At 64.0% G+C, this 21,441-nt stretch carries 16 protein-coding genes and 1 pseudogene; 11 read left to right on the top strand and 6 right to left on the bottom strand.

The features are described from left to right. Window positions 1-84 precede the first annotated feature (84 nt). The 5 genes and pseudogenes from BPHY_RS12725 to BPHY_RS12745 form a co-directional block, all read left to right on the top strand. Complete coding sequence (locus tag BPHY_RS12725; RefSeq protein ID WP_012401884.1) at window positions 85-4,344, top strand: YhdP family phospholipid transporter; 4,260 nt, start codon at window positions 85-87, stop codon at window positions 4,342-4,344. Window positions 4,345-4,493: 149 nt separating this feature from the next. Continuing rightward, complete coding sequence (locus tag BPHY_RS12730) at window positions 4,494-5,342, top strand: carbon-nitrogen hydrolase family protein (RefSeq protein WP_012401885.1); 849 nt, start codon at window positions 4,494-4,496, stop codon at window positions 5,340-5,342. Between the two features lie 97 nt (window positions 5,343-5,439). After that, entirely contained in the window at window positions 5,440-6,906 is a 1,467-nt protein-coding gene (gene tldD / locus BPHY_RS12735; protein WP_012401886.1) for a metalloprotease TldD, read from the top strand. A 381-nt stretch (window positions 6,907-7,287) separates the two neighbouring features. Continuing rightward, on the top strand, window positions 7,288-8,361 hold the full coding sequence (gene aroG, locus BPHY_RS12740; RefSeq protein WP_012401887.1) for a 3-deoxy-7-phosphoheptulonate synthase AroG: 1,074 nt from the start codon (window positions 7,288-7,290) through the stop codon (window positions 8,359-8,361). 87 nt (window positions 8,362-8,448) lie between these two features. Next, window positions 8,449-8,598 (top strand): annotated as a pseudogene (locus BPHY_RS12745) (helix-turn-helix domain-containing protein); the annotation flags it as partial. A gap of 18 nt (window positions 8,599-8,616) precedes the next feature. Here the strand turns inward: BPHY_RS12745 and BPHY_RS12750 are convergent. Beyond that, window positions 8,617-9,195, bottom strand: a complete 579-nt coding sequence (locus BPHY_RS12750; RefSeq protein ID WP_012401888.1) for a cob(I)yrinic acid a,c-diamide adenosyltransferase — start codon at window positions 9,193-9,195, stop codon at window positions 8,617-8,619. A 195-nt stretch (window positions 9,196-9,390) separates the two neighbouring features. On the opposite strand from BPHY_RS12750, the gene BPHY_RS12755 reads away from it, so the two are divergent. The 6 genes from BPHY_RS12755 (at window position 9,391) to proC (ending at window position 16,502) form a co-directional block, all read left to right on the top strand. Beyond that, on the top strand, window positions 9,391-10,806 hold the full coding sequence (locus BPHY_RS12755; RefSeq protein ID WP_041764033.1) for an FAD-binding oxidoreductase: 1,416 nt from the start codon (window positions 9,391-9,393) through the stop codon (window positions 10,804-10,806). Window positions 10,807-10,870: 64 nt separating this feature from the next. Then, window positions 10,871-12,376: an FAD-linked oxidase C-terminal domain-containing protein gene (locus BPHY_RS12760; protein ID WP_012401890.1), complete on the top strand. Its 1,506-nt coding sequence runs from the start codon at window positions 10,871-10,873 to the stop codon at window positions 12,374-12,376. A 160-nt stretch (window positions 12,377-12,536) separates the two neighbouring features. Next, window positions 12,537-13,625 carry a glycolate oxidase subunit GlcE gene (glcE, locus tag BPHY_RS12765; RefSeq protein ID WP_012401891.1) on the top strand — a complete coding sequence of 363 codons (1,089 nt, stop codon included), beginning with the start codon at window positions 12,537-12,539 and terminating at the stop codon, window positions 13,623-13,625. Window positions 13,626-13,632: 7 nt separating this feature from the next. Next, a complete protein-coding gene (gene glcF / locus BPHY_RS12770) occupies window positions 13,633-14,859 on the top strand; it encodes a glycolate oxidase subunit GlcF (RefSeq protein ID WP_012401892.1) in 1,227 nt (408 codons plus the stop codon). A gap of 114 nt (window positions 14,860-14,973) precedes the next feature. Beyond that, window positions 14,974-15,672 carry a YggS family pyridoxal phosphate-dependent enzyme gene (locus BPHY_RS12775; RefSeq protein WP_012401893.1) on the top strand — a complete coding sequence of 233 codons (699 nt, stop codon included), beginning with the start codon at window positions 14,974-14,976 and terminating at the stop codon, window positions 15,670-15,672. Between the two features lie 14 nt (window positions 15,673-15,686). Next, the gene (gene proC / locus BPHY_RS12780) at window positions 15,687-16,502 is read left to right on the top strand and encodes a pyrroline-5-carboxylate reductase (protein ID WP_012401894.1); all 816 of its coding nucleotides are present in this window, start codon (window positions 15,687-15,689) and stop codon (window positions 16,500-16,502) included. A gap of 96 nt (window positions 16,503-16,598) precedes the next feature. On the opposite strand, the gene ubiA is transcribed toward proC, so the two are convergent. From ubiA to BPHY_RS12805, 5 genes are all read right to left on the bottom strand, one after another. Beyond that, on the bottom strand, window positions 16,599-17,462 hold the full coding sequence (ubiA, locus tag BPHY_RS12785; RefSeq protein WP_012401895.1) for a 4-hydroxybenzoate octaprenyltransferase: 864 nt from the start codon (window positions 17,460-17,462) through the stop codon (window positions 16,599-16,601). A 159-nt stretch (window positions 17,463-17,621) separates the two neighbouring features. Further along, window positions 17,622-18,110: a Dps family protein gene (locus BPHY_RS12790; protein ID WP_012401896.1), complete on the bottom strand. Its 489-nt coding sequence runs from the start codon at window positions 18,108-18,110 to the stop codon at window positions 17,622-17,624. 173 nt (window positions 18,111-18,283) lie between these two features. Then, window positions 18,284-18,463, bottom strand: a complete 180-nt coding sequence (locus tag BPHY_RS12795) for a hypothetical protein (RefSeq protein ID WP_157686544.1) — start codon at window positions 18,461-18,463, stop codon at window positions 18,284-18,286. A gap of 95 nt (window positions 18,464-18,558) precedes the next feature. Continuing rightward, window positions 18,559-20,013: a catalase gene (locus BPHY_RS12800; RefSeq protein WP_012401897.1), complete on the bottom strand. Its 1,455-nt coding sequence runs from the start codon at window positions 20,011-20,013 to the stop codon at window positions 18,559-18,561. 380 nt (window positions 20,014-20,393) lie between these two features. Further along, complete coding sequence (locus BPHY_RS12805; RefSeq protein WP_012401898.1) at window positions 20,394-21,353, bottom strand: LysR substrate-binding domain-containing protein; 960 nt, start codon at window positions 21,351-21,353, stop codon at window positions 20,394-20,396. Window positions 21,354-21,441 lie beyond the last annotated feature (88 nt).

Below are 21,441 nucleotides of genomic sequence, written 5' to 3' on the forward strand. Positions count from 1 at the left end.
GGACCATAGATTCGTGGCGGCTGGCCCGTGTGATACATTTCGTCGTCAGACCGCAAAACTACCATACGCCCACCCCGTCGCAGCATGTCCGAGCGAAACTCATCCGCCGACCCGACCGAAGCCGGACGCGTCAAGCCCGTAGGCGGAAGCGATCATGCAGTGCTGCGTCACACGCTGCGCGTCCTGCTCGGCATTGCGCTGTTCCTCTACTTCGTCGTCGTGCTGGCCGTCCTCGGCCTGCGCTATGTCGTGCTGCCGCGCGTCGATTCGTTCCGCCCGCAAATCGAATCGGCCGTCTCCGAAAAGATTCACGCGCAACTCAGAATCGGCAAAATCGCGCCGCACTGGACGGGTTTCCAGCCGGGTATCGAAGTCACCGACGTCACTATCACCAACCGCGAAGGCAAAGTCGCGCTGACCATTCCGCATGCGAGCGCAACGGTGTCGTGGTCCTCCATCTGGAAGCTCGCCCCCATCCTGTCGAGCGTGATCGTCGACAAGCCGGACCTGCTGATCGAACGCGAAAGGGACGGCTCGCTGACCGTCGCGGGTGTGATGGTGCCGACCACTCACTCGGGCAACGATACGTTCAGCACCTGGCTGCTGCGCCAGCAGGCGATGATCCTGCGCGGCGGCACCCTGCGCTGGCACGACGCGCGCCGCGACGCGCCCGAGATCGCGCTGCAGGACATCCGCCTCGCCATTCTCAGCGACGGCTACGATCACCGGCTCGCGCTGCAGGCGCCGCCTGACGGCAAGGTGCTGTTCGGGCCGCTCGACTTCCGCGCGTCCTTCCGGCACGCGCGGCTCGCGGCGATGGGCAAGCCGGTCAACTGGACAGGCGAGGCTTATATATCGACGGGCTCGGTCGACCTTCCGATGCTCGCCCGCTACATCGACTTCCCGATCGAAACCTACGCGGGGCGCGTCGCCAACAAGATCTGGCTGCAGTTTGCGCAAGGCCACGTGCGCTCGGCGTCGGGCGAAGCGTCGGGCAACAATATCGCGCTACGCGTGAAGCCGACGCAGCCGAAGCTCGACGTCCCCGTCGCGCAGTTTTCGTGGGCCGTCGCGCACGACGGCGACGAGTGGACGCTCGACCTCGACGATCTGCGCGCCGAATTCGGCCAGCCGCCGCTCGACGACGGCACGCCCGTCGCCCGCATCCTCGCGCTTCGTACGCTGTCGAGCCGTTACCGGGTGCCGAGCGTGCAGCATGGCCAGTTGATCAGCATCTCTGGCGACCGGGTCGATCTCGGCATCCTGGCCGAGTTCAGCCGCGCGCTGCCGCTGCCGAAGCGGCTGCTGAACAGCCTTGTGCGGTTCAACCCGCGCGGCCTCGTCGCGAACTACACGATCGAAGTCGAACGTGGCAAGCCGGATTCCGGCGAGGCGGCCACGGAACACCGCGCGCCAGGCGCGGAGCCGATCGTCCACTATCGCTTCAAGGCCGATCTGCAAGGCATCAGTGTGGCCGCCCAGGAGCCGCCGCCGGGACTGACGGCGCGCAACCACCCGCGCGCGGGTATTCCAGGCGTGGAGAATCTGTGGGGCAGCGTCGATGCCGACGAAAAACACGGCACGATAGCCATCGACACGGCCAACGCCGCGCTCACGCTGCCCGGCGTGTTCGACGATCCGCGACTCACTTTCGACCATCTGAGCGGCAAAGGCGCGTGGACGATCGCGTCGACGGTCGAGCCCGGCCAGCGGCACAAGGCGTTCAAGGTCGATGTGTCGGAACTGAAGGTGTCGAATGTGGATACGGCCGCGCGGGCGACGGCCAGCTATTCGAACGTCGGCAGCGGGCGCGGCTCGCTCGATCTGAAAGCCGACTTCGAGCGCGCGCAGGTCACGCGCATCACGCGCTATCTGCCCACCAGCATCAGCGAAAGGCTGCGTATCTATCTGACGCACGGGTTGCAGGCAGGCATGTCCCACGGCGCCACGATCGAAATTCACGGCAACCTCGAGAAATTCCCGTATTCGCGCGATCCGAGCGCGGGCGTGTTCGAAATCGTCGCGCCGTTCAAGGGCGGCCGCTTCGATCCGTCGCCCTACCCGCCTCGCACGATGAAAAACGGCACGCCGAGCGTGTGGCCTGCGCTTGACGGCATCGACGGGACGTTCCAGTTGAAGGAGCAGTTGCTGCGTTTCGATGTCGACCGCGCACACTACAAGGGCGTCGCGCTCGACAAGGTGACGGGCAAGATCGACGACATGGGTAACCGGGCGTCGAGCCTCGTGATTACGGGCGACGGACACGGGCCGCTCGCCGACATGCTCGACTACGTGAACAACAGCGCGCTCGGCGGGCTGGCCAAGCATCAGACGGAGAAGCTGCACGCCGACGGACCCGCAGCGCTCGCGCTGAAGCTGACGGTGCCGCGCAATCCGCCCACGCCGCCTGGCGTCGCGCCGCCGAAGACACATGTGGCCGTCGAGGGTTCACTGGCGTTCGAGAATGACCGGCTCGCAATGGACAACGTCCCGCCGCTGTCGCAACTGCGCGGCAAGGTCAGCTTTACCGACCATACGGCGCAGATCGACGGGCTGTCGGGACAGTTTATGGGCGGCGACGTACACGCGAAGGGCGAGCTGAACCAGAAAGGCGCGTATGCGCTCGACCTGTCCGGCCACTTCGCCGTCGACGCCGCGCGCGACCTGAATCTGCGCGGCCTGCCCGCCCAGGTGCTGACCAGGATGAATGGTAGCGCGCCCTATGACATCAGCGTGCACGGCGCGAAGGGCGGTTTGCCCGAGGTCGCCGTCCATTCCGACCTGACGGACCTCGCGCTCGATCTGCCTGCGCCCTTCAACAAGCCGATCGGCACGCCGATGCCGCTCGCTTTCACGTTCAAACCGACCGTCGGCAGCGCAAGTGCGGTCGCGAACAACGGCTCGGCCACGGGCAGCGACGACAGCGCGAACCACGGCGGCCTGCAACGCGCCGACCTCACCTTCGGCCCCATCGCGGCCACGTATCTCGTGCGACGCGCGCCCGGCCAGGCGCCCGAAGTCGTGCGCGGCGCGATCGGCGTGAACCGGACCACCGACCTGCCGTCGGAAGGCGTGATTGCCGCCGTCGACATCGACGCACTCGACGCCGACGCATGGCGCGCGCTCTTCCTGCAGATGCGCAAGGCCAATGAAGGCGTCGCGCCCGTGCCGCCCAGCGCGACGGCCGCGCAGTTCATGCCGAACCGCTTCGCCATCCACATCGGCACGCTGACGCTGCTCAAGCGTCACTGGGAAAGCGTGGTGGTCGGCGCGTCCCACATCGACAAGCAGTGGCAGGCGAACATCGCGTCGAACCAGGTGTCGGGGCACGTGTCGTGGCTGCCGGGCGCGCAGCCGGGTTCGCCAGGCACGCTGCAGGCGCGGCTCGCGAGGCTCGTGATTCCATCGGCGACCGAGAACGATCTGCTCGGCCCGGCGATCAACCAACCGGCGCAGAACATTCCGTCGATCGATCTCGTCGTGAACGAACTGATCGTGCGTGAGCGCAATCTCGGCAAGCTCGAAGTGAATGCGCATAATTTCCAGGACAACGGCACACCCGTCTGGCAGCTCGATTCGCTGGAAATCAACAACCCGGCCGCCTTGCTGAAAGCGACGGCCAACTGGCGCACGGGCCGCAACTACGGCCCGAATCAGGACGACGAAGCCGAGCGCAGCACCGAGCTCGATTTCAAGCTGGACATCAAGGACGCCGGACTGCTGCTCGAACGCGCCGGCCTGCCGCGCACCCTGAAAGCAGGCGAAGGGTCGCTGTCGGGGCAACTCGGCTGGCGCGGCGGTCCCACCAAGCCGGACTATCCGACGCTCAACGGCAATCTCGCCGTCGACCTGCGGCACGGTCAGATTCTCAAAGTCGATCCCGGCGTCGCAAAGCTGCTCGGCGTGCTGAGCCTGCAAAGCCTCGCGCGCTACGCGTCGATGAATTTCCGCGACGTGATCGGCGAAGGGCTGCCGTTCGAGCACGTGACGGGCACCGCGCAAATCGTGAACGGCATCGGCTCCACGAACAACTTCGAGATGGTGACGGCGCCCGCGCGCGCCGAGATGAAAGGCACCGTCGATCTGGCTCATGAAACGCAGAACCTGAACGTGCATATCGTGCCCACCGTGAGCGCGGGCACGGGTGTCGTCGTCGCGGCCGTGATCAATCCGCTGCTCGGGCTCGCGGCGCTGATCGGCGATCTCGCGCTATCGCAGTCGATCGAACATGCGTTCGCGCGCGATTACGCGATCACGGGTTCCTGGGCTAAACCGCACGTCGAGCGGGTCCACGGAGATAGCGGTAATATGAACGCGCCGGCTGCCATCGCGGCACCGAACTGAGTTCCTATCGGCTTCGGGCGGCCGCCGGCGCTACATGCAGCGCGGCATCGCGCGCTGTTTGCGAGCGCCCGATGTCCGCCGTCGCTGTTCCATACCCGCTGTCCGCACTGCCTATGCAGGAGCCTTTCGCAGGAGTTTTTCGAACGCTTATGAGCGACCTGAACGCGCAGTCCGCCAAGTCCCCATCCCACGCCCGTCCGTTTCGCGTCGCCGCCTTGCAGATGGTGAGCACGCCGGATCGCGACCGCAATCTCGCCGATGCCGAACGCCTGATCGCGCAAGCCGCCGCCGAAGGCGCGCAGCTCGTGCTGCTGCCCGAGTATTTCTGCTTTATGGGCTTCAAGGACACCGACAAGCTCACGGTGCGCGAAGCGTACGGCGACGGCCCTGTCCAGCGCTTTCTCGCCGATGCCGCGCGCCGGCATCAGGTCTGGATCATCGGCGGCACGCTGCCGTTGCAGGCGCCCGAGGCAACCCGCGTGCTGAACACGACGCTCGTGTTCGACCCGCAGGGCAACGAGGCCGCGCGCTACGACAAGATCCATCTGTTCAACTTCGAGAAAGGGGAGGAATCGTTCGACGAAGCACGCACGATCTGCCCCGGCGACACCGTCCGCACGTTCGATGCGCCGTTCGGGCGCGTGGGCCTGTCCGTCTGCTACGATCTACGCTTTCCCGAACTGTACCGGCGCATGGGCGACTGCGCGCTGATCGTCGTGCCGTCCGCATTCACGTACACGACGGGCCGCGCGCACTGGGAAACGCTGCTGCGCGCGCGGGCCGTCGAGAATCAGTGCTACGTGCTCGCCGCGGCGCAGGGCGGCAAGCATGAGAATGGCCGGCGCACGTGGGGCCATAGCATGCTGATCGACCCGTGGGGCGAAATCATCGACGTGCGCGACGAAGGCGCGGGCGTTGTCGCGGGCAATATCGAGCGCTCGCGCATTGACGAAGTCCGGCAAAGCCTGCCTGCCTGGCGTCACCGCGTGCTGAGCTGAAAGCGTTTGACCTGAATCGCACGCATTGAAAGTGCCGCCGCCGCTACCATGTGAGCGACGTGCACCAACCGACTACCCAGAATCGAGCGAACTTCGCATGAACATCATCGAACCCAGCATCCGTAATCTCGCGACGGCCAAAGACGTGCTGCTCACGCCCTATGGCCTCGACGAAGCCGTGCTGACCCGCACGCTCGCCGAAATCTTCACGCATCGCGTCGATTACGCCGACCTCTACTTCCAGACCACGCGCAGCGAGGCGTGGAGCCTGGAGGAAGGCATTGTCAAGTCGGGCAGCTTCAGCATCGACCAGGGCGTCGGCGTGCGCGCCGTGTCGGGCGACCGCACGGCGTTCGCGTATTCGGACGACCTGTCGCCCGAAGCGATCCGCCAGGCGGCAATCGCCACGCGCGCCATCGCGAAGGCAGGCGGCGGCAAGCAGAAAATCAAGGCAGCTTCCACACTGACGGGCGTGTCCGGGCGCGATCTGTATCTGCCGTCCGATCCGCTGCATTCGCTCGACGCGACAGCGAAGGTCAAGCTGCTCGAGCGCATCGAGCAGATGGCGCGCGGCCGCGATCCGCGCATCACGCAGGTGATGGCGGGTCTCGCGGGCGAATACGACGTCGTGCTGGTCGCGCGCAGCGACGGCGCGCTGGCCGCGGACATCCGCCCGCTCGTGCGCGTGTCGGTGACGGTGATCGCCGAGCAGAACGGCCGCCGCGAAATCGGCAGCGGCGGCGGCGGCGGACGCTTCGACTACGGCTACTTCAGCGACGACATCCTGTCGAAATACGTCGACGACGCCGTGCACGCGGCGCTCGTCAATCTCGACGCGCGCCCGGCCCCCGCCGGCGCAATGACTGTCGTGCTCGGACCGGGCTGGCCCGGCGTGCTGCTGCACGAAGCGATCGGCCACGGCCTCGAAGGCGACTTCAACCGCAAGGGCTCGTCGGCGTTCGCGGGGCGCATCGGCGAACAGGTCGCGGCCAAGGGCGTGACGGTGGTCGACGACGGCACGCTGCCGAACCGCCGCGGCTCGCTGAACATCGACGACGAAGGCAACCCGACACAGTGCACGACGCTGATCGAGGACGGCATCCTGAAGGGCTACATTCAGGACACGCTGAATGCGCGTCTGATGAAGATGCCCGTGACGGGAAACGCGCGCCGCGAATCGTACGCCGCGCTGCCCATGCCGCGCATGACGAACACCTACATGCTCAACGGCGACAAGGATCCGCAGGAAATCATCCAGTCGGTGAAGAACGGTCTGTATGCGGTGAACTTCGGCGGCGGTCAGGTCGACATCACGAACGGCAAGTTCGTGTTCTCGGCGTCCGAGGCGTACATGATCGAGAACGGCAAGATCACGTATCCCGTCAAGGGCGCGACGCTGATCGGCAGCGGCCCCGAATCGCTCAAGTACGTGAGCATGATCGGCAACGACATGTCGCTGGATACGGGTGTCGGCGTGTGCGGCAAGGAAGGCCAGAGCGTGCCCGTCGGCGTCGGTCAGCCGACGCTGCGCATCGACAAAATGACGGTCGGCGGCACGGTGTGATCCGAATCGCTCGCTCGAATCGCGCATCGCGAGCGCCACTTGTGCGGGTTTCCCGCATTTTTGCAGCCTGCAGCTTGCCAACCGCGCAAACCTCGGGTTATAAAGCCAATCAACCTTTTTGACGAGCCATCCTTTTTCGCCATGTCCGCCAAGTTTTATTTTTATTTCTTTTGGGCATCTCAGACCGCTGGCGGATCGAGAGGGGTGTGAACGTACATAGGCACCTGAAATTCCCGAAAAAACCGCCAGCGAGTCTGGCGGTTTTTTTTCGCCCTAACCAGTTTGACGTTGACCTTTTTAGCCTGTTGATCTGTTCGCCGCGGCGCCGTCGTTGAATCGCAGCAGACCGCCCGAACCGCGCAAAGAAACGAGGAGAAAACCATGCCCCCGCACAACACCGACGATGTCCGTATCCGCGAATTGAAAGAACTGACGCCGCCCGCGCACCTGATCCGCGAATTTCCCTGCGACGAAAAAGTGTCGGACCTGATCTTCAACGCGCGTCAATCGATGCATCGGATTCTGCACGGCATGGACGACCGGCTGATCGTGATCGTCGGGCCGTGCTCGATTCACGACACGAAGGCCGCGCTCGAGTACGCGGGGCGCCTGATCGAGCAACGCAAGCGCTTCGCGGGCGAACTGGAAATCGTGATGCGCGTGTACTTCGAAAAACCGCGCACGACGGTGGGCTGGAAAGGCCTCATCAACGACCCGTACATGGACAACAGCTTCAAGATCAACGACGGCCTGCGCACCGCCCGCGAGCTGCTGATGAAGATCAACGAGCTGGGGCTGCCCGCCGGCACCGAGTATCTCGACATGATCAGCCCGCAATACATCGCCGATCTGATCTCGTGGGGCGCGATCGGCGCGCGCACGACGGAATCGCAGGTGCATCGCGAACTCGCGTCGGGGCTGTCGTGCCCGGTCGGCTTCAAGAACGGCACGGACGGCAACGTGAAGATCGCCGTCGACGCGATCAAGGCCGCTTCGCAGCCTCACCATTTCCTGTCAGTGACGAAGGGCGGCCATTCGGCCATTGTCTCGACGGCGGGCAACGAGGATTGCCACATCATCCTGCGCGGCGGGAAGGCCCCGAACTACGACGCCGACAGCGTGAACGCCGCGTGCAGCGACATCGGCAAGGCAGGCCTCGCCGCGCGTCTGATGATCGACGCGAGCCACGCGAACAGCTCGAAGAAGCATGAAAACCAGATTCCCGTGTGCGCGGACATCGGCCGCCAGATCGCGGCGGGCGACGAGCGCATCGTCGGCGTGATGGTTGAATCGCATCTCGTCGCGGGCCGTCAGGATCTGGTGGACGGCTGCGCGCTGACGTACGGTCAGAGCATCACCGATGCGTGCATCGGCTGGGACGACAGCGTTGCCGTGCTCGAAGGTCTTGCAGACGCCGTCAAGCAGCGGCGCGTCGCGCGCGGCAGCGGAAACTGATACCGTTTCATCGTCTTTCTACGCAGACTTCGCCCGGCTCACGCAGCCGGGCTTTTTTTGGCCATCCGGCCGGATCGAACTGTCCTCTTGAAGCAGTCCGAAGCCGCCGACATTCTGGTGGTGTCGCGGCGGCGTGCGTCCGACATCGCCAACAGGAAAACCATCAGGTTCACCATCGACACACTCGTCGAAAGGATGAGCCGCATCGGTGAGCCCGTCACGCTCGCTGCCGCCTGAGCCGCCGCGCGGCGCGCACTATTCCCCGCTTTGCGCATCGTCTTTCTGCGCGCTGCGATCGTGGCGCCACAGCACGTCGTCGCCGCCGTCCACCCGGTTCAGCACGCGGGCCAGTACGAACAGCAGATCCGACAAGCGGTTCACATATCGACGCGGCGCGTCGTTGATCGCATCGACGGCACCCAACGCGACGATCGATCGCTCTGCGCGCCGGCAAACCGTCCGGCACACATGTGCAAGCGACGCTGCGCGCGTGCCCGCAGGCAGGATGAACTCCCTGAGCGGCGGCAGCGTCGCGTTGTATTCAGCAAGCCATGAATCGAGTTGCGCAAGATGCGCATCGGCGATCATCGAATGGCCCGGAATGCATAGCTCGCCGCCCAGATCGAACAGATCGTGCTGGATCGCCGTCAGCGCGACGCGCAGGTCATTGGGCAAGGTTTCGCACAGCAAGACGCCGATGTTCGAGTTCAACTCGTCGACATCGCCGATCGCCGCAATCCGCGCGTCGTCCTTGCGCACGCGGCTGCCGTCTCCGAGACCTGTGGTGCCGTCGTCGCCCGTGCGTGTCGAAATCTTGCTCAAGCGGTTGCCCATGATGTCCATGTCCTCGTGTTGGTCCGCGATGCATCCATCCGGATCAGCGCGGCATGTCGTTCATGCTGTGATCCATTATAAGGAAGCCCTGCCTCGCGCTAGCGGCGGCCCGCCTGCAAGCGGGGCGCCGCGCCGGCCGTCGATGGGCGTAAAATGGGCGTCAACCATCAGAACATTCGCCACCAGGAGACGCAGGTGAACCATCCCGTGCCGCCCATCCCCGTGCGCCGCCCTTTTCCTGCTGAACTTCTTGCTGCGCTCAAGTCGGCATTCGGCGACCGCGTATCCACATCCGAAGCCGTCCGCGCCCATCATGGCCGCGACGAGTCGCCCTTCGATCCGCAGTTGCCTGACGCGGTCGTCTATGCACGCACCACCGAGGACGTGCAGACCATCGTCAAGCTATGCGGTCGATACGACGTGCCCATCATTCCGTACGGCAACGGCTCCTCGCTCGAAGGCCACCTGCTTGCCGTGCAAGGCGGCGTGTCGATCGATCTTTCCGAAATGAACCGCGTGCTGTCCATCAACGCGGAAGATCTGACCGTCACCGTCGAGCCCGGGATCTCCCGCAAGCAGCTGAACGAAGCGCTGCGCGACACGGGCCTGTTCTTCCCGATCGACCCCGGCGCGGACGCGAGCATAGGTGGCATGTCGGCCACGCGCGCATCGGGCACGAACGCCGTGCGTTACGGCACGATGCGCGAAAACGTCCTCGGCCTGTCCGTGGTGCTGGCCGATGGCCGCGTGATCCATACTGGCACGCGCGCACGCAAGTCGTCGGCCGGCTACGACCTCACGCGCCTCTTCGTCGGTTCTGAAGGCACGCTCGGTGTCATCACCGAAATCACCGTGCGCCTGTATCCGCAGCCGGAAGCGGTGTCGGCAGCCGTGTGCACGTTCGCGTCGATGGGCGACGCCGTGCGCGCGGTGATCGAAACCATCCAGATCGGCGTGCCCATCGCGCGCGTCGAGTTCGTCGATTCGCTCGCCGTCCGTTCGATCAACCGTCATTCGAACCTGACCTTGCGCGAAGCGCCCACGCTGTTCTTCGAATTCCACGGCACGGAAGCCGGCGTGAAGGAACAGGCCGAACTCGTGCAGGAACTCGCTGCGCAAAACAAGGGCGAAGGCTTCGAATGGGCGACGCGTCCGGAAGACCGCAGCCGTTTGTGGAACGCGCGTCATAGCGCCTACTTCGCGATGCTGCAGCTGAAGCCCGGCAGCCGCGCCGTCACCACCGACGTCTGCGTGCCCATCTCGCGGCTCGCGGAGTGCGTGGTCGAAACGGAAGAAGACCTGAAGACTTCGCCGCTGCCCTGTCCGATCGTCGGACACGTAGGTGATGGAAATTTCCACGTCGCGATGCTGATCGACCCGAACAAGCCCGAAGAACTGGAGGAAGCGGAGCGCCTGAATCATCGCATCGTGCAGCGCGCGCTGCGCATGGACGGCACCTGCACGGGCGAGCATGGCGTAGGCCTGCACAAGATGGGGTTCCTGCTCGAAGAACATGGTCCCGTCGCCGTCGACGTAATGCGCTCCATCAAGCATTCGCTCGATCCGCGCAACCTGATGAATCCAGGCAAGATCTTTACGTGGGCAGCATAGCGTAACCGTATGTCCGGCCGCGCTGCGCAACGACGCGTGCGGTCGTCCAACGAGGAGACATTCCATGAACGCACCCGGCGAGCTGTCCCCAGAGCTGTCGCCCGAGATGCTCGCGCAGCGTCAGCGTGAAGTCGTGCAGGCGTTGATGGCCGTACTGCCGACGCATTGCCTGTTGTATCGCGAAGAAGATACCGTCGCTTACGAATGCGATGGTCTCGCCGCCTATCGCCGCCTGCCGCTGGCCGTCGCGTTGCCCGAAACCGAATCGCAGGTGCAGCGCATCGTGCAGATCTGCCATCGGCTGAATGTGCCCATCGTGCCGCGCGGCGCGGGCACCAGCCTGTCCGGCGGCGCGATGCCGATCCGTCATGGCGTGGTCGTGTCGCTCGCGCGCTTTCGCAAGATCGTCGAAGTCGATCCGTATGCGCGCACGGCAACTGTCCAGCCGGGCGTACGCAATCTGTCGATCTCCGAAGCAGCCGCGCCTTACGGCCTTTACTATGCGCCCGATCCTTCGTCGCAGATCGCCTGCACGATCGGCGGGAACGTCGCGGAAAACTCGGGCGGCGTGCACTGCCTCAAATACGGCCTCACCGTTCATAACGTGCTGCGCGTGCGCGCGATCACAATGGAAGGCGAGATCGTCGAGTTTGGCTCGCTCAGCCCGGATGCGCCGGGTCTCGATCTGCTCGCCGTCGTGATCGGCAGCGAGGGGATGTTCGCGATCGTCACGGAAGTCACGGTCAAGCTGATTCCGAAGCCGCAGGCCTCGCAGGTCATCATGGCGAGTTTCGACGACGTCGTGAAGGGCGGCGATGCCGTCGCAGGCATCATTGCCGCGGGCATCATTCCGGCCGGTCTCGAGATGATGGACAAGCCGGCCACGCGTGCCGTCGAGGAATTTGTGAACGCGGGCTACGACCTTGACGCGGCCGCCATCCTGCTGTGCGAATCCGACGGCACCCCCGAGGAAGTCAGCGAGGAAATCGTCCGCATGACGGCCGTATTGCGCGAGCATGGCGCGACGCGCATCCAGATCTCACGAACGGAAGCCGAGCGCCTGCGTTTCTGGTCGGGCCGCAAGAACGCGTTTCCGGCCGCCGGCCGCATCTCGCCCGACTACTACTGCATGGACGGCACGGTGCCGCGCCGCAGCATCGGCCCGCTGCTCGCTCGCATCGAAGAGATGGAGAAGAAGTACAACCTGCGCTGCATCAACGTGTTCCACGCGGGCGACGGCAACATGCACCCGCTGATCCTGTTCAATGGCAACGACCTCGATGAATGGCATCGCGCCGAGGCATTCGGATGCGACATTCTCGAAACGTGCGTCGAACTGGGCGGCACGGTGACGGGCGAACATGGCGTAGGCATCGAGAAGATCAATTCGATGTGCGTGCAGTTTTCGCCGGAAGAGCGCGACGCGTTCCACGCGGTCAAGCGCGCTTTCGATCCTGCCTGCCTGCTCAACCCCGACAAAGGCATTCCGACGCGAGCCCGCTGCGCCGAGTACGGAAAGATGCATGTGCGCGGCGGGCTGCTGCCGCACCCGGACCTGCCTCGTTTCTGAGCACCGCACCGCGCCATGCCGCTGTTGGCTGCATGGCGCTTGCGTCGTCTTGCGTCGCATAACGCATAAAAGCAGCAATACCTTCGATACGGGTCTGAACCGGGTTGCGAGCGCGGCTTGCCTCGGTACAATCGAACGCACTACAACGAAGCAACGCACCATGAAAGAGGACGACATCGTCGCCGCGTGGTCGGAACAGGTTCGTGCGGCCACGGCCGCGGAGCAGCCGATCCGCATCCGTGGCGGCGGCACGAAGGACTGGTATGGCCAGTCATTGCAAGGTGAGGTCCTCGACACGCGCGCGCATCGTGGCATCATCGCGTACGATCCCGCGGAGCTGGTCATTACGGCGCGCGCCGGTACACCGCTCCTCGAAATCGAAGCGGCGCTCGCCGAGCACGATCAGATGCTCGCCTTCGAACCGCCCCACTTCGGCCCGCAAGCGACGCTCGGCGGCTGCATTGCAGCGGGCATCGCTGGACCGCGCCGTCATTCGGCGGGCGCACCCCGCGACTTCGTACTCGGCGCCGTCGTCATGAACGGCCAGGGGCAGGTGCTGACGTTCGGCGGCCAGGTGGTGAAGAACGTCGCCGGCTACGACGTGTCGCGGCTGATGGCGGGATCGCTCGGTACGCTTGCCCTGATCCTCGAATTGTCCGTCAAGGTGCTGCCACGGCCGAAGGCGGAAGCGACGCTCAAGTTCGACATGAACGGCACCGATGCCGTGCGCAAGCTCAACGAATGGGGCGGGCGGCCGCTACCCATCACAGGCAGCGCTTGGCGCCACGGCACACTCGCCGTGCGGCTGGGCGGCGCCGAAGCGGCCGTCAAGTCGGCGCGCACTTCGCTGGGCGGCGAAGTGGTCGACGCAGTCGAAGCCGAACGCTTCTGGGCGGGCCTGCGCGAACAGACCGATCCTTTCTTCGCGGACATTGCGCCGAAGTCCGCGCTCTGGCGCCTCGCGCTGCCCACCATCACCGAGCCGCTGCAATTGCCCGGTGCACAGCTGATGGAATGGGGCGGCGCACAACGCTGGTGGATCACCGACGCGGACGCGCAGACCGTACGCATGAGCGCGAAACAGGCAGGCGGCCATGCGACTATTTTCCGTACGGGCCAAGGCTACGACCGCGGCGCAGGCGTGTTCACGCCGCTGCCTGCCCCGCTGATGAAAATCCATCGCGGTCTGAAAGCCACTTTCGACCCGGCCCGCATCTTCAACCGCGGCCGGCTGTACCCCGACTTCTGAGCGCGCGATGCAAACCAATCTCGCCGACTTCATTCGCAATACACCGGACGGTGACGAAGCCGACGCCATCCTGCGCAAATGCGTGCATTGCGGCTTCTGCACAGCGACCTGCCCGACCTATCAGCTGCTGGGCGACGAACTCGACGGTCCGCGCGGCCGAATCTATCTGATCAAGCAGATGGTGGAAGGCGCGCCCGTCACGCGCAGCACGCAGTTGCACCTGGATCGTTGCCTGACTTGCCGCAATTGCGAATCCACCTGCCCTTCCGGCGTCCAGTACGGCAAGCTCGTCGAGATAGGCCGCAAGCTCACTGAAGAGAAAGTGCCGCGCCCGTTTGGCCAGCGCCTGATGCGCCGCTTGCTCGCGAGCTTCGTGCCGAACAGCACGCTGTTCACCCCCGCGATGCGGCTCGGTCAGCACTTTCGCCCGCTGCTGCCGAAGAAGCTGCGGGACAAGGTGCCGCAACGTCAGCGCCAGCTCGAATGGCCGACGGCCACGCATCCGCGCAAGATGCTGATGCTCGCAGGGTGTGTGCAGCCTTCGATGATGCCGAACGTCAACATTGCGACGGCGCGCGTGCTGGACGCGCTCGGCGTCCAGACGGTGATCGCACCGGAAGCGGGTTGTTGCGGCGCGATCCGCCTGCACCTCGGCTACAACGACGAGGCGCTCGACGACGTGCGCCAGAACATCGACGCATGGTGGCCGCATGTCGAGCAAGGTGCGGAAGCGATCGTGATGAATGCGTCTGGTTGCGGCGCGACTGTGAAGGAGTATGCCCACCTGATGCGCAACGACCCGGCCTATGCGGAGAAGGCGAAACGCATTGTCGAGCTGACGCGCGACCTCAGCGAGATTCTGCCGGACTTCGAAGAAGCGCTGACGCCGCTCACGCGGCGCCGGGCGATTCATACGGTTGCGTATCACCCGCCCTGCACGCTTCAGCATGGCCAGCAGATACGCGGCAAGGTCGAGCATCTTCTGACCGCGCTGGGCATCGAAGTCAGGCTCCCCGCCGACAGCCATCTGTGCTGTGGCTCCGCAGGCACCTATTCCCTCACGCAGCCGGCGCTTTCGTACGCATTGCGCAACCAGAAGCTGGAAAAGCTGAAAGCACAGGAGCCGCAGATCGTCGTGTCCGCGAATGTGGGTTGTATCGCGCATCTGCAAAGCGGCACCTCCATGCCCGTCGTGCATTGGGTCGAACTTGTCGAGCACATGCTCGCGTCCTGACCGCCAGCATCGCTTGCGGCACGTTCGTGCACAACCTGGCCGATCGGCCAGGTCGTGGCGCGCGGGCAGCGTCCGTATAATTCGAATCGTCGCCCCTCGCCCCGGTACCGCTTCATGCCCGACCTCGCCCACAATCTCGACGCAGTGCATCAGCGCATCGCCCTCGCCGCGCGGATCGCGGGCCGCGATCCTGGCTCCATAGCGCTTCTTGCCGTCTCGAAGACGTTCCCAGCCGAAGACGTTCGCGCCGCGCATGTCGCCGGGCAGCGTGCGTTCGGCGAAAACTACGTGCAGGAAGCGCTGACCAAGATCGGAGCGCTGTCCGATCTGCGTGCCTCGCTCGCCTGGCATTTCATCGGGCCGCTGCAATCGAACAAGACGCGTCCCGTCGCCGAGCATTTCGACTGGGTACATTCCGTCGACCGGTTGAAGATCGCGCAGCGTTTGTCGGAGCAGCGGCCGGATACGGCGCCTGCGCTCAATGTGTGCCTGCAGGTCAATATCAGCGGCGAAGCCTCGAAGAGCGGCGTTACGCCTGAGGAAGCCCTCGACGTCGCGCGCCAGGTCGCTGCGTTGCCCAGGTTGCGTCTGCGCGGCCTGATGGCGATTCCCGAACCGGCAGGCGACGTCGAACAACAGCGCGTGCCGCATCGCGCGTTGCGCGAGCTGTTCGACAGGTTGCGGGCACAAGGCCTGGATCTCGACACGCTGTCGATGGGCATGTCCGGCGATCTCGAAGCGGCCGTGCTCGAAGGCGCGACTATCGTACGCGTCGGCACCGCGATCTTCGGCGCCCGCGATTACTCTCACTGAACTTCACGAACATCATGAAAATTGCCTTCATCGGCGGCGGCAACATGGCCGCCGCGCTCATCGGCGGAATGATCAAGCGCGGCGTGGCGCCGGCTGATATTCTCGCGATCGATCCCAACGAAGACGCGCGCAAGCGCAACGAACAGCAGTTCGGCATCGGCACGGGCGCTTCGGCGGATGCGTCGCTGAAATCGTTCGATGCCGTCGTGCTTGCCGTGAAACCGCAAATCGTCAAAGACGTCGCTGCCGCGCTCGCGCCGCATCTGTCGCCTTCGCAACTCGTCATCAGCATCGTCGCGGGCATTCGCAGCGCGGACCTTTCGCGCTGGCTCGGCGGCCACGCGCGCGTCGCGCGCACGATGCCGAACACGCCAGCGCTGATCGGCATGGGCGTGACAGGTCTGGTGGCGACGGAAGGCGTCGATGAAGCGGGACGCGATCTGGCGTCCCAGGTGCTCGGCGCAGTCGGGCAAACGGTGTGGTTCGACAACGAAGCGAAGATCGATGCCGTCACCGCGATCTCCGGCAGCGGGCCTGCCTACGTGTTCTACTTCATCGAAGCCATGCAGGAAGCGGCGCGGCAACTCGGCATGGACGACGAGCAAGGCCGTGCACTGGCTGTCGCCACGTTCACTGGCGCGGCGCAGCTCGCCGCGCAATCGGGCGAACCGGCTAGCGTGCTGCGCGAGCGCGTGACGTCGAAGGGCGGCACGACAGCGGCAGCGCTCGCCTCATTCGACGCGCAAGGCGTGAAGGACGCGATCGTACGCGGCGCGTTGGCCGCGGATGCTCGTGCGCGCGAGATGGGAGAGGAATTCGGCAAGCAATGATGTTGCTTGCCTGAACCGGTCGGCAGACGGTGCACGCGTTATGCGGGCCTCGTCGCGCCGATAAAGGGAGGCTCATAACGCCGCGGGAAACAAGACTCAGAACGCCTGCGCCGCGTAATGTGCGGCGATGCCTGCGAACAGCGCGCCGCCCAGCCAGTTGTTGTGCCGGAACGCCGCGAAGCACGGCATGCGCTCTCGGCCCTTGATCAGCGTGTAGTGATAGACGGCGCAGCCTGCCGCGGCCGCCAGGCCGATCCAGTACAACACACCAAAGCCCAGCGTAAAACCGATCCCGACGTAGATGCCGAGCGTCACTGCATAGCACAGCATGATGGCGAGCACGTCGAAGCGGCCGAACGTCAACGCGGACGTGCGGATGCCGATCTTGATGTCGTCGTCGCGATCGACCATCGCGTATTCGGTGTCGTAGGCGACCGACCAGAACACGTTCGCAATCAGCATCACCCACGCGAGCAGCGGCACCTGGTTCTGCACAGCGGCAAACGCCATCGGAATGCCGAAGCCGAAGGCGATGCCCAGATACGCTTGCGGAATCGCGAAGAAGCGCTTCGTGAACGGATAGGTGCCCGCGACGAACAGCGCCGCCACCGACAATTCCTTCGTCAGCGCATTGAGCGGCAGAATCAGCAGGAACGCGACCAGCGATAGGCCCGCCGCAAGTGCCACGGCTTCCCATGCCTTGATCTTGCCCGACGTGATCGGCCGGTTTTCGGTGCGCTTCACATAGCGGTCGAAGTCGCGGTCGGCGTAGTCGTTGATCGCGCAGCCGGCCGAGCGCATCAGAATCGTGCCGAGCGCGAAGATCACCAGCAACGAAACCGACGGATGACCGTCCGAGGCAATCCACAACGCGTTGAGCGTCGGCCATAGCAGCAGCAGGCTGCCGATCGGCTTGTCCATGCGGACAAGGCGCAGATAGAGCGGGAGTCGGGCGAACATGGCGGTGCGCGTAGATTCGATCCCGCTATTTTAGTGCAGCGTGCGTGACAGCCTGGTTCTCGTACGCAGGCAAAAAACAAAAAGCCCGACGGGCCTTCACCTGTCGGGCTTGTTCATCGGCGACGCAGCGCAGGCATCCCGCCTACGCCGTTGCACCGATTACGCCAGCATCGAACGCAGCATCCACGCGTTCTTTTCGTGCGTCTGCATGCGTTGCGTCAGCAGGTCGGCCGTCGGCTCGTCGTGGGCCGCGTCCGTCACCGGGAAGATAGCGCGGGCGGTACGCACCACGGCTTCCTGGCCTTCCACCAGCTGACGGATCATGTCTTCGGCGGCGGGTACACCGTCCGCTTCAGCGATCGACGACAGCTTCGCAAATTCCTTGTAGCTGCCAGGCGCAGCGACGCCCAGCGCGCGGATACGCTCGGCGATCAGATCGACGGCCGTCGCCAGTTCCGTGTACTGCGTCTCGAACATCAGATGCAATGTGTTGAACATCGGACCCGTGACGTTCCAGTGGAAGTTATGGGTCTTCAGATAAAGCGTGTATGTATCTGCGAGAAGACGTGAGAGACCTTCTGCGATCTTCTTGCGATCCTTGTCGCTGATACCAATGTTGACGTGCGGTACGGCTTCTTTCTTGGCCATGATGACTCCTTTTAAGAGTGATTTGAACCGGTCTGCTTGCCCGGAACTGCGCGTGTGCAATCGTTCAACGCTCGAACGCCCGCCAGTGTAGCCTGAAACGCATTGGCGTTCGCGCGACCCTGCGCCTCGCTATCCGTGACCCGCGAACCACGCATGGCCATGCGTGCAGTTCGTCATCCGCTGATGGCGTGGACCAGCGTCGCGACGATCGCCACATAGCCACTGCCGAGAATCGCCAACCCGACGAGCTTCTGCAAAAGCATGGGAGTCCGCACGTGTCGGGCGACACTCCCCGCGTTGCCAGCTGCATTGCCGGTGTGATAGCCGACTGCGCTCATTACCATGTCAACCATGATCTTTCTCCTTTGCCGACAGGAGGGCATCGCGTCGTCCTGTACTCGTTGCTTGCCGGAGCAGACGGCGCATGCGCCGTCTGCAAGCCGAAATGCTACTTCGCCTTCGCTTTCGCGAGCGCCTCGATGGCAGCGATCACGCCGTCGGCATACGCCGGATCGATCTTGCGGAAGTGCTCGATCTGTCGCGCGACGATATCGGCGGGCACGCCGTCGATCGCTCGCGCGATGTTGCCGAACAGACGTTCGCGCTGTGCGCTGTCGAAAATGCGGAACAGCGCCGCCGGCTGGCTGTAGTAATCGTCGTCTTCGCGATGGTTGTAGTGACCGACGTTGCCTGCCGCGAGCGGCGGCTCGATCGCGTTACGGTCCTGCGCGAAGTCGCCGAAACGGTTCGGCTCGTAGTTCACGCTGCCGCCAAGATTGCCGTCGACGCGCATGCCGCCGTCGCGATGGAACGAGCGCACGTTCGATGCGCGCGACGCGTTCACGGGAATCAGATGATGATTCACGCCGAGACGATAGCGCTGCGTGTCACCGTACGAGAACAGGCGCCCTTGCAGCAGGCGGTCCGGCGAGAAGCCAATGCCGGGCACTACGTTTGCCGGCGTAAATGCGGCCTGCTCGACATCCGCGAAGTAATTCTGCGCATTGCGATTCAACTCGATCACGCCGACATCGATCAGCGGATAGTCCTTGTACGGCCAGACCTTCGTGATATCGAACGGGTTGTAGCGATACACCGCTGCATCCTGTTCCGGCATCACCTGAATCTGGAAGTGCCACTTCGGAAACTGGCCGCCGTCGATCGACTCGACGAGGTCGCGCTGCGCACTTTCACGGTCACGCGCGACGACTTGCGCGGCCTCTTCATCGGTGTAATTCTCGATACCCTGCATCGACTTGAAATGGAACTTCACCCAGAAGCGCTCGTCATTCGCGTTAATGAACGAGAACGTGTGCGAGCCGAAGCCATGCATCTGCCGGTAGTTCTTCGGAATGCCGCGATCGCTCATCACGATCGTCACCTGATGCAGCGACTCAGGGTGACGCGAGAAGAAATCCCACGCATTCGTCGCGCTGCGCATATTGGTGTACGGATCACGCTTTTGCGTGTGGATGAAGTCGGGAAACTTCAGCGGATCGCGGATGAAGAACACAGGCGTGTTATTGCCCACGACGTCCCAGTTGCCCTCTTCGGTGTAGAACTTGATCGAGAAGCCGCGCACGTCGCGCTCGGCGTCGGCCGCGCCGCGCTCACCCGCCACTGTCGAGAAGCGCATGAACAGCGGCGTTTCCTTGCCCACTTCCGAGAACACCTTCGCCTTCGTGTAACGCGAGATGTCATGCGTCACCTTGAGGGTGCCGAACGCGCCCGAACCCTTCGCGTGAACGCGACGCTCGGGAATCACTTCGCGGTCGAAGTGAGCGAGTTTTTCGATCAGCCACACGTCCTGCAGCGCGACGGGGCCGCGCGGGCCGGCCGTCAGCGAATTCTGGTTGTCGGCGACGGGTGCGCCCGAAGCGGTGGTGAGGGTGCGTTCAGACATAGTTCTTCTCCGGATGATGCTTGAGTTGCCGTCGTAGCGTGCGATGGATTCGGTGAACAGCGGGAGCGCGATCAGGCGGACAGCGCGCGATCGACGAGTAGTGAAAATGCGACCGTCCTGAAGCTGGACGCGCTGCTAGCGGCCGCGGTCTGCTGCGACGACGAGGAAACTGACGGGAAAAACGAAGACGTGAATGGCTGCATGATTTCCTCCGGTGTGTCGTGATGGATCTCGGCGATCCGTGGAGGAAATCTTATTAAAAACTATCGAGCTGCGCGATTTGATTATATTTATATATTCGATAGGCGCTGGCTCATGCATGCGCCGGTGGACGATGCATCGACAGCCGCACGGCTGTCGATATCCTGCGGCAACAACGTTTAGTTGACGGCTGCGGGCAGATCGAGCTTCTTCACGCCGGGCAGATCGCAGGCGGCGATCGCATCGCAGATGGCGTCGATGGCGGGCATCCGCGTAAAGCTCTTGCGCCAGGCCAGCACGACGCGGCGATCCGGCACGGGATCGTCGAACGGCACGTAGCTGAGCAGGCCGGAATCGACACCGCCCGCGTGCGGCTTCACTTCATGCACCGACATGCGCGGCAGCACCGTAATGCCTACGCCGCTCGCAACCATGTGCCGGATGGTTTCCAGCGACGATCCCTCGAACGTCTTTTGAATGCCGTCGGCGTTCTGCGAGAAGCGCATCAGTTCTGGACACACGCCGAGCACGTGATCGCGGAAGCAATGGCCGCTGCCGAGCAGCAGCATGGTTTCCTGCTTCAGATCGCCGGGATCGATCTTGTTGCGCGACTCCCATGCATGGCCCGACGGCAGCGCGACGACGAACGGCTCGTCGTACAGGGGACGCAGCATCAAGCCGGTTTCCGGAAACGGCAGCGCCATGATCGCGACGTCGATTTCGCCCTGCTTCAGCAGTTCGATCAGCTTCAACGTGTAGTTTTCCTGCAGCATCAGCGGCATTTGCGGAACACGCTTGATCATCTGCTTGACGAGCGTGGGCAGCAGGTACGGCCCGATCGTGTAGATCACGCCGAGGCGCAGCGGCCCGACCAGCGGATCCTTGCCCTGCTTGGCGATTTCCTTGATAGCGAGCGTCTGTTCGAGCACGCGCTGCGCTTGGGTGACGATCTGCTCGCCAATTGGCGTGACGCTGACTTCGCTCGTGCCGCGCTCGAAAATCTGTACGTTCAGCTCGTCTTCGAGCTTCTTGATCGCGACCGATAACGTCGGCTGGCTCACGAAACACGCTTCTGCCGCGCGGCCAAAATGGCGTTCCCGCGCTACCGCGACAATGTATTTCAGTTCAGTGAGGGTCATTGGGGACCAATCAGGGCGATGAATTCGATAGGTTTCTGTTATACACCTATGGGGCCAATTCGCCAACCTTCAAGCCGAATCAGCCATG

The sequence above is a fragment of the Paraburkholderia phymatum STM815 genome (assembly GCF_000020045.1).
Lineage (GTDB): Bacteria > Pseudomonadota > Gammaproteobacteria > Burkholderiales > Burkholderiaceae > Paraburkholderia > Paraburkholderia phymatum.

What these genes read in the sequence shown, in the direction of transcription:
- BPHY_RS12725 (WP_012401884.1), top strand. Translation starts at nt 85, where the DNA reads ATGTCCGAGCGAAACTCATCCGCCGACCCGACCGAAGCCGGACGCGTC.
- BPHY_RS12730 (WP_012401885.1), top strand. Translation starts at nt 4,494, where the DNA reads ATGAGCGACCTGAACGCGCAGTCCGCCAAGTCCCCATCCCACGCCCGT.
- tldD (WP_012401886.1), top strand. Translation starts at nt 5,440, where the DNA reads ATGAACATCATCGAACCCAGCATCCGTAATCTCGCGACGGCCAAAGAC.
- aroG (WP_012401887.1), top strand. Translation starts at nt 7,288, where the DNA reads ATGCCCCCGCACAACACCGACGATGTCCGTATCCGCGAATTGAAAGAA.
- BPHY_RS12750 (WP_012401888.1), bottom strand. Translation starts at nt 9,195, where the DNA reads ATGGGCAACCGCTTGAGCAAGATTTCGACACGCACGGGCGACGACGGC.
- BPHY_RS12760 (WP_012401890.1), top strand. Translation starts at nt 10,871, where the DNA reads ATGAACGCACCCGGCGAGCTGTCCCCAGAGCTGTCGCCCGAGATGCTC.
- glcE (WP_012401891.1), top strand. Translation starts at nt 12,537, where the DNA reads ATGAAAGAGGACGACATCGTCGCCGCGTGGTCGGAACAGGTTCGTGCG.
- glcF (WP_012401892.1), top strand. Translation starts at nt 13,633, where the DNA reads ATGCAAACCAATCTCGCCGACTTCATTCGCAATACACCGGACGGTGAC.
- BPHY_RS12775 (WP_012401893.1), top strand. Translation starts at nt 14,974, where the DNA reads ATGCCCGACCTCGCCCACAATCTCGACGCAGTGCATCAGCGCATCGCC.
- proC (WP_012401894.1), top strand. Translation starts at nt 15,687, where the DNA reads ATGAAAATTGCCTTCATCGGCGGCGGCAACATGGCCGCCGCGCTCATC.
- ubiA (WP_012401895.1), bottom strand. Translation starts at nt 17,462, where the DNA reads ATGTTCGCCCGACTCCCGCTCTATCTGCGCCTTGTCCGCATGGACAAG.
- BPHY_RS12790 (WP_012401896.1), bottom strand. Translation starts at nt 18,110, where the DNA reads ATGGCCAAGAAAGAAGCCGTACCGCACGTCAACATTGGTATCAGCGAC.
- BPHY_RS12795 (WP_157686544.1), bottom strand. Translation starts at nt 18,463, where the DNA reads ATGGTTGACATGGTAATGAGCGCAGTCGGCTATCACACCGGCAATGCA.
- BPHY_RS12800 (WP_012401897.1), bottom strand. Translation starts at nt 20,013, where the DNA reads ATGTCTGAACGCACCCTCACCACCGCTTCGGGCGCACCCGTCGCCGAC.
- BPHY_RS12805 (WP_012401898.1), bottom strand. Translation starts at nt 21,353, where the DNA reads ATGACCCTCACTGAACTGAAATACATTGTCGCGGTAGCGCGGGAACGC.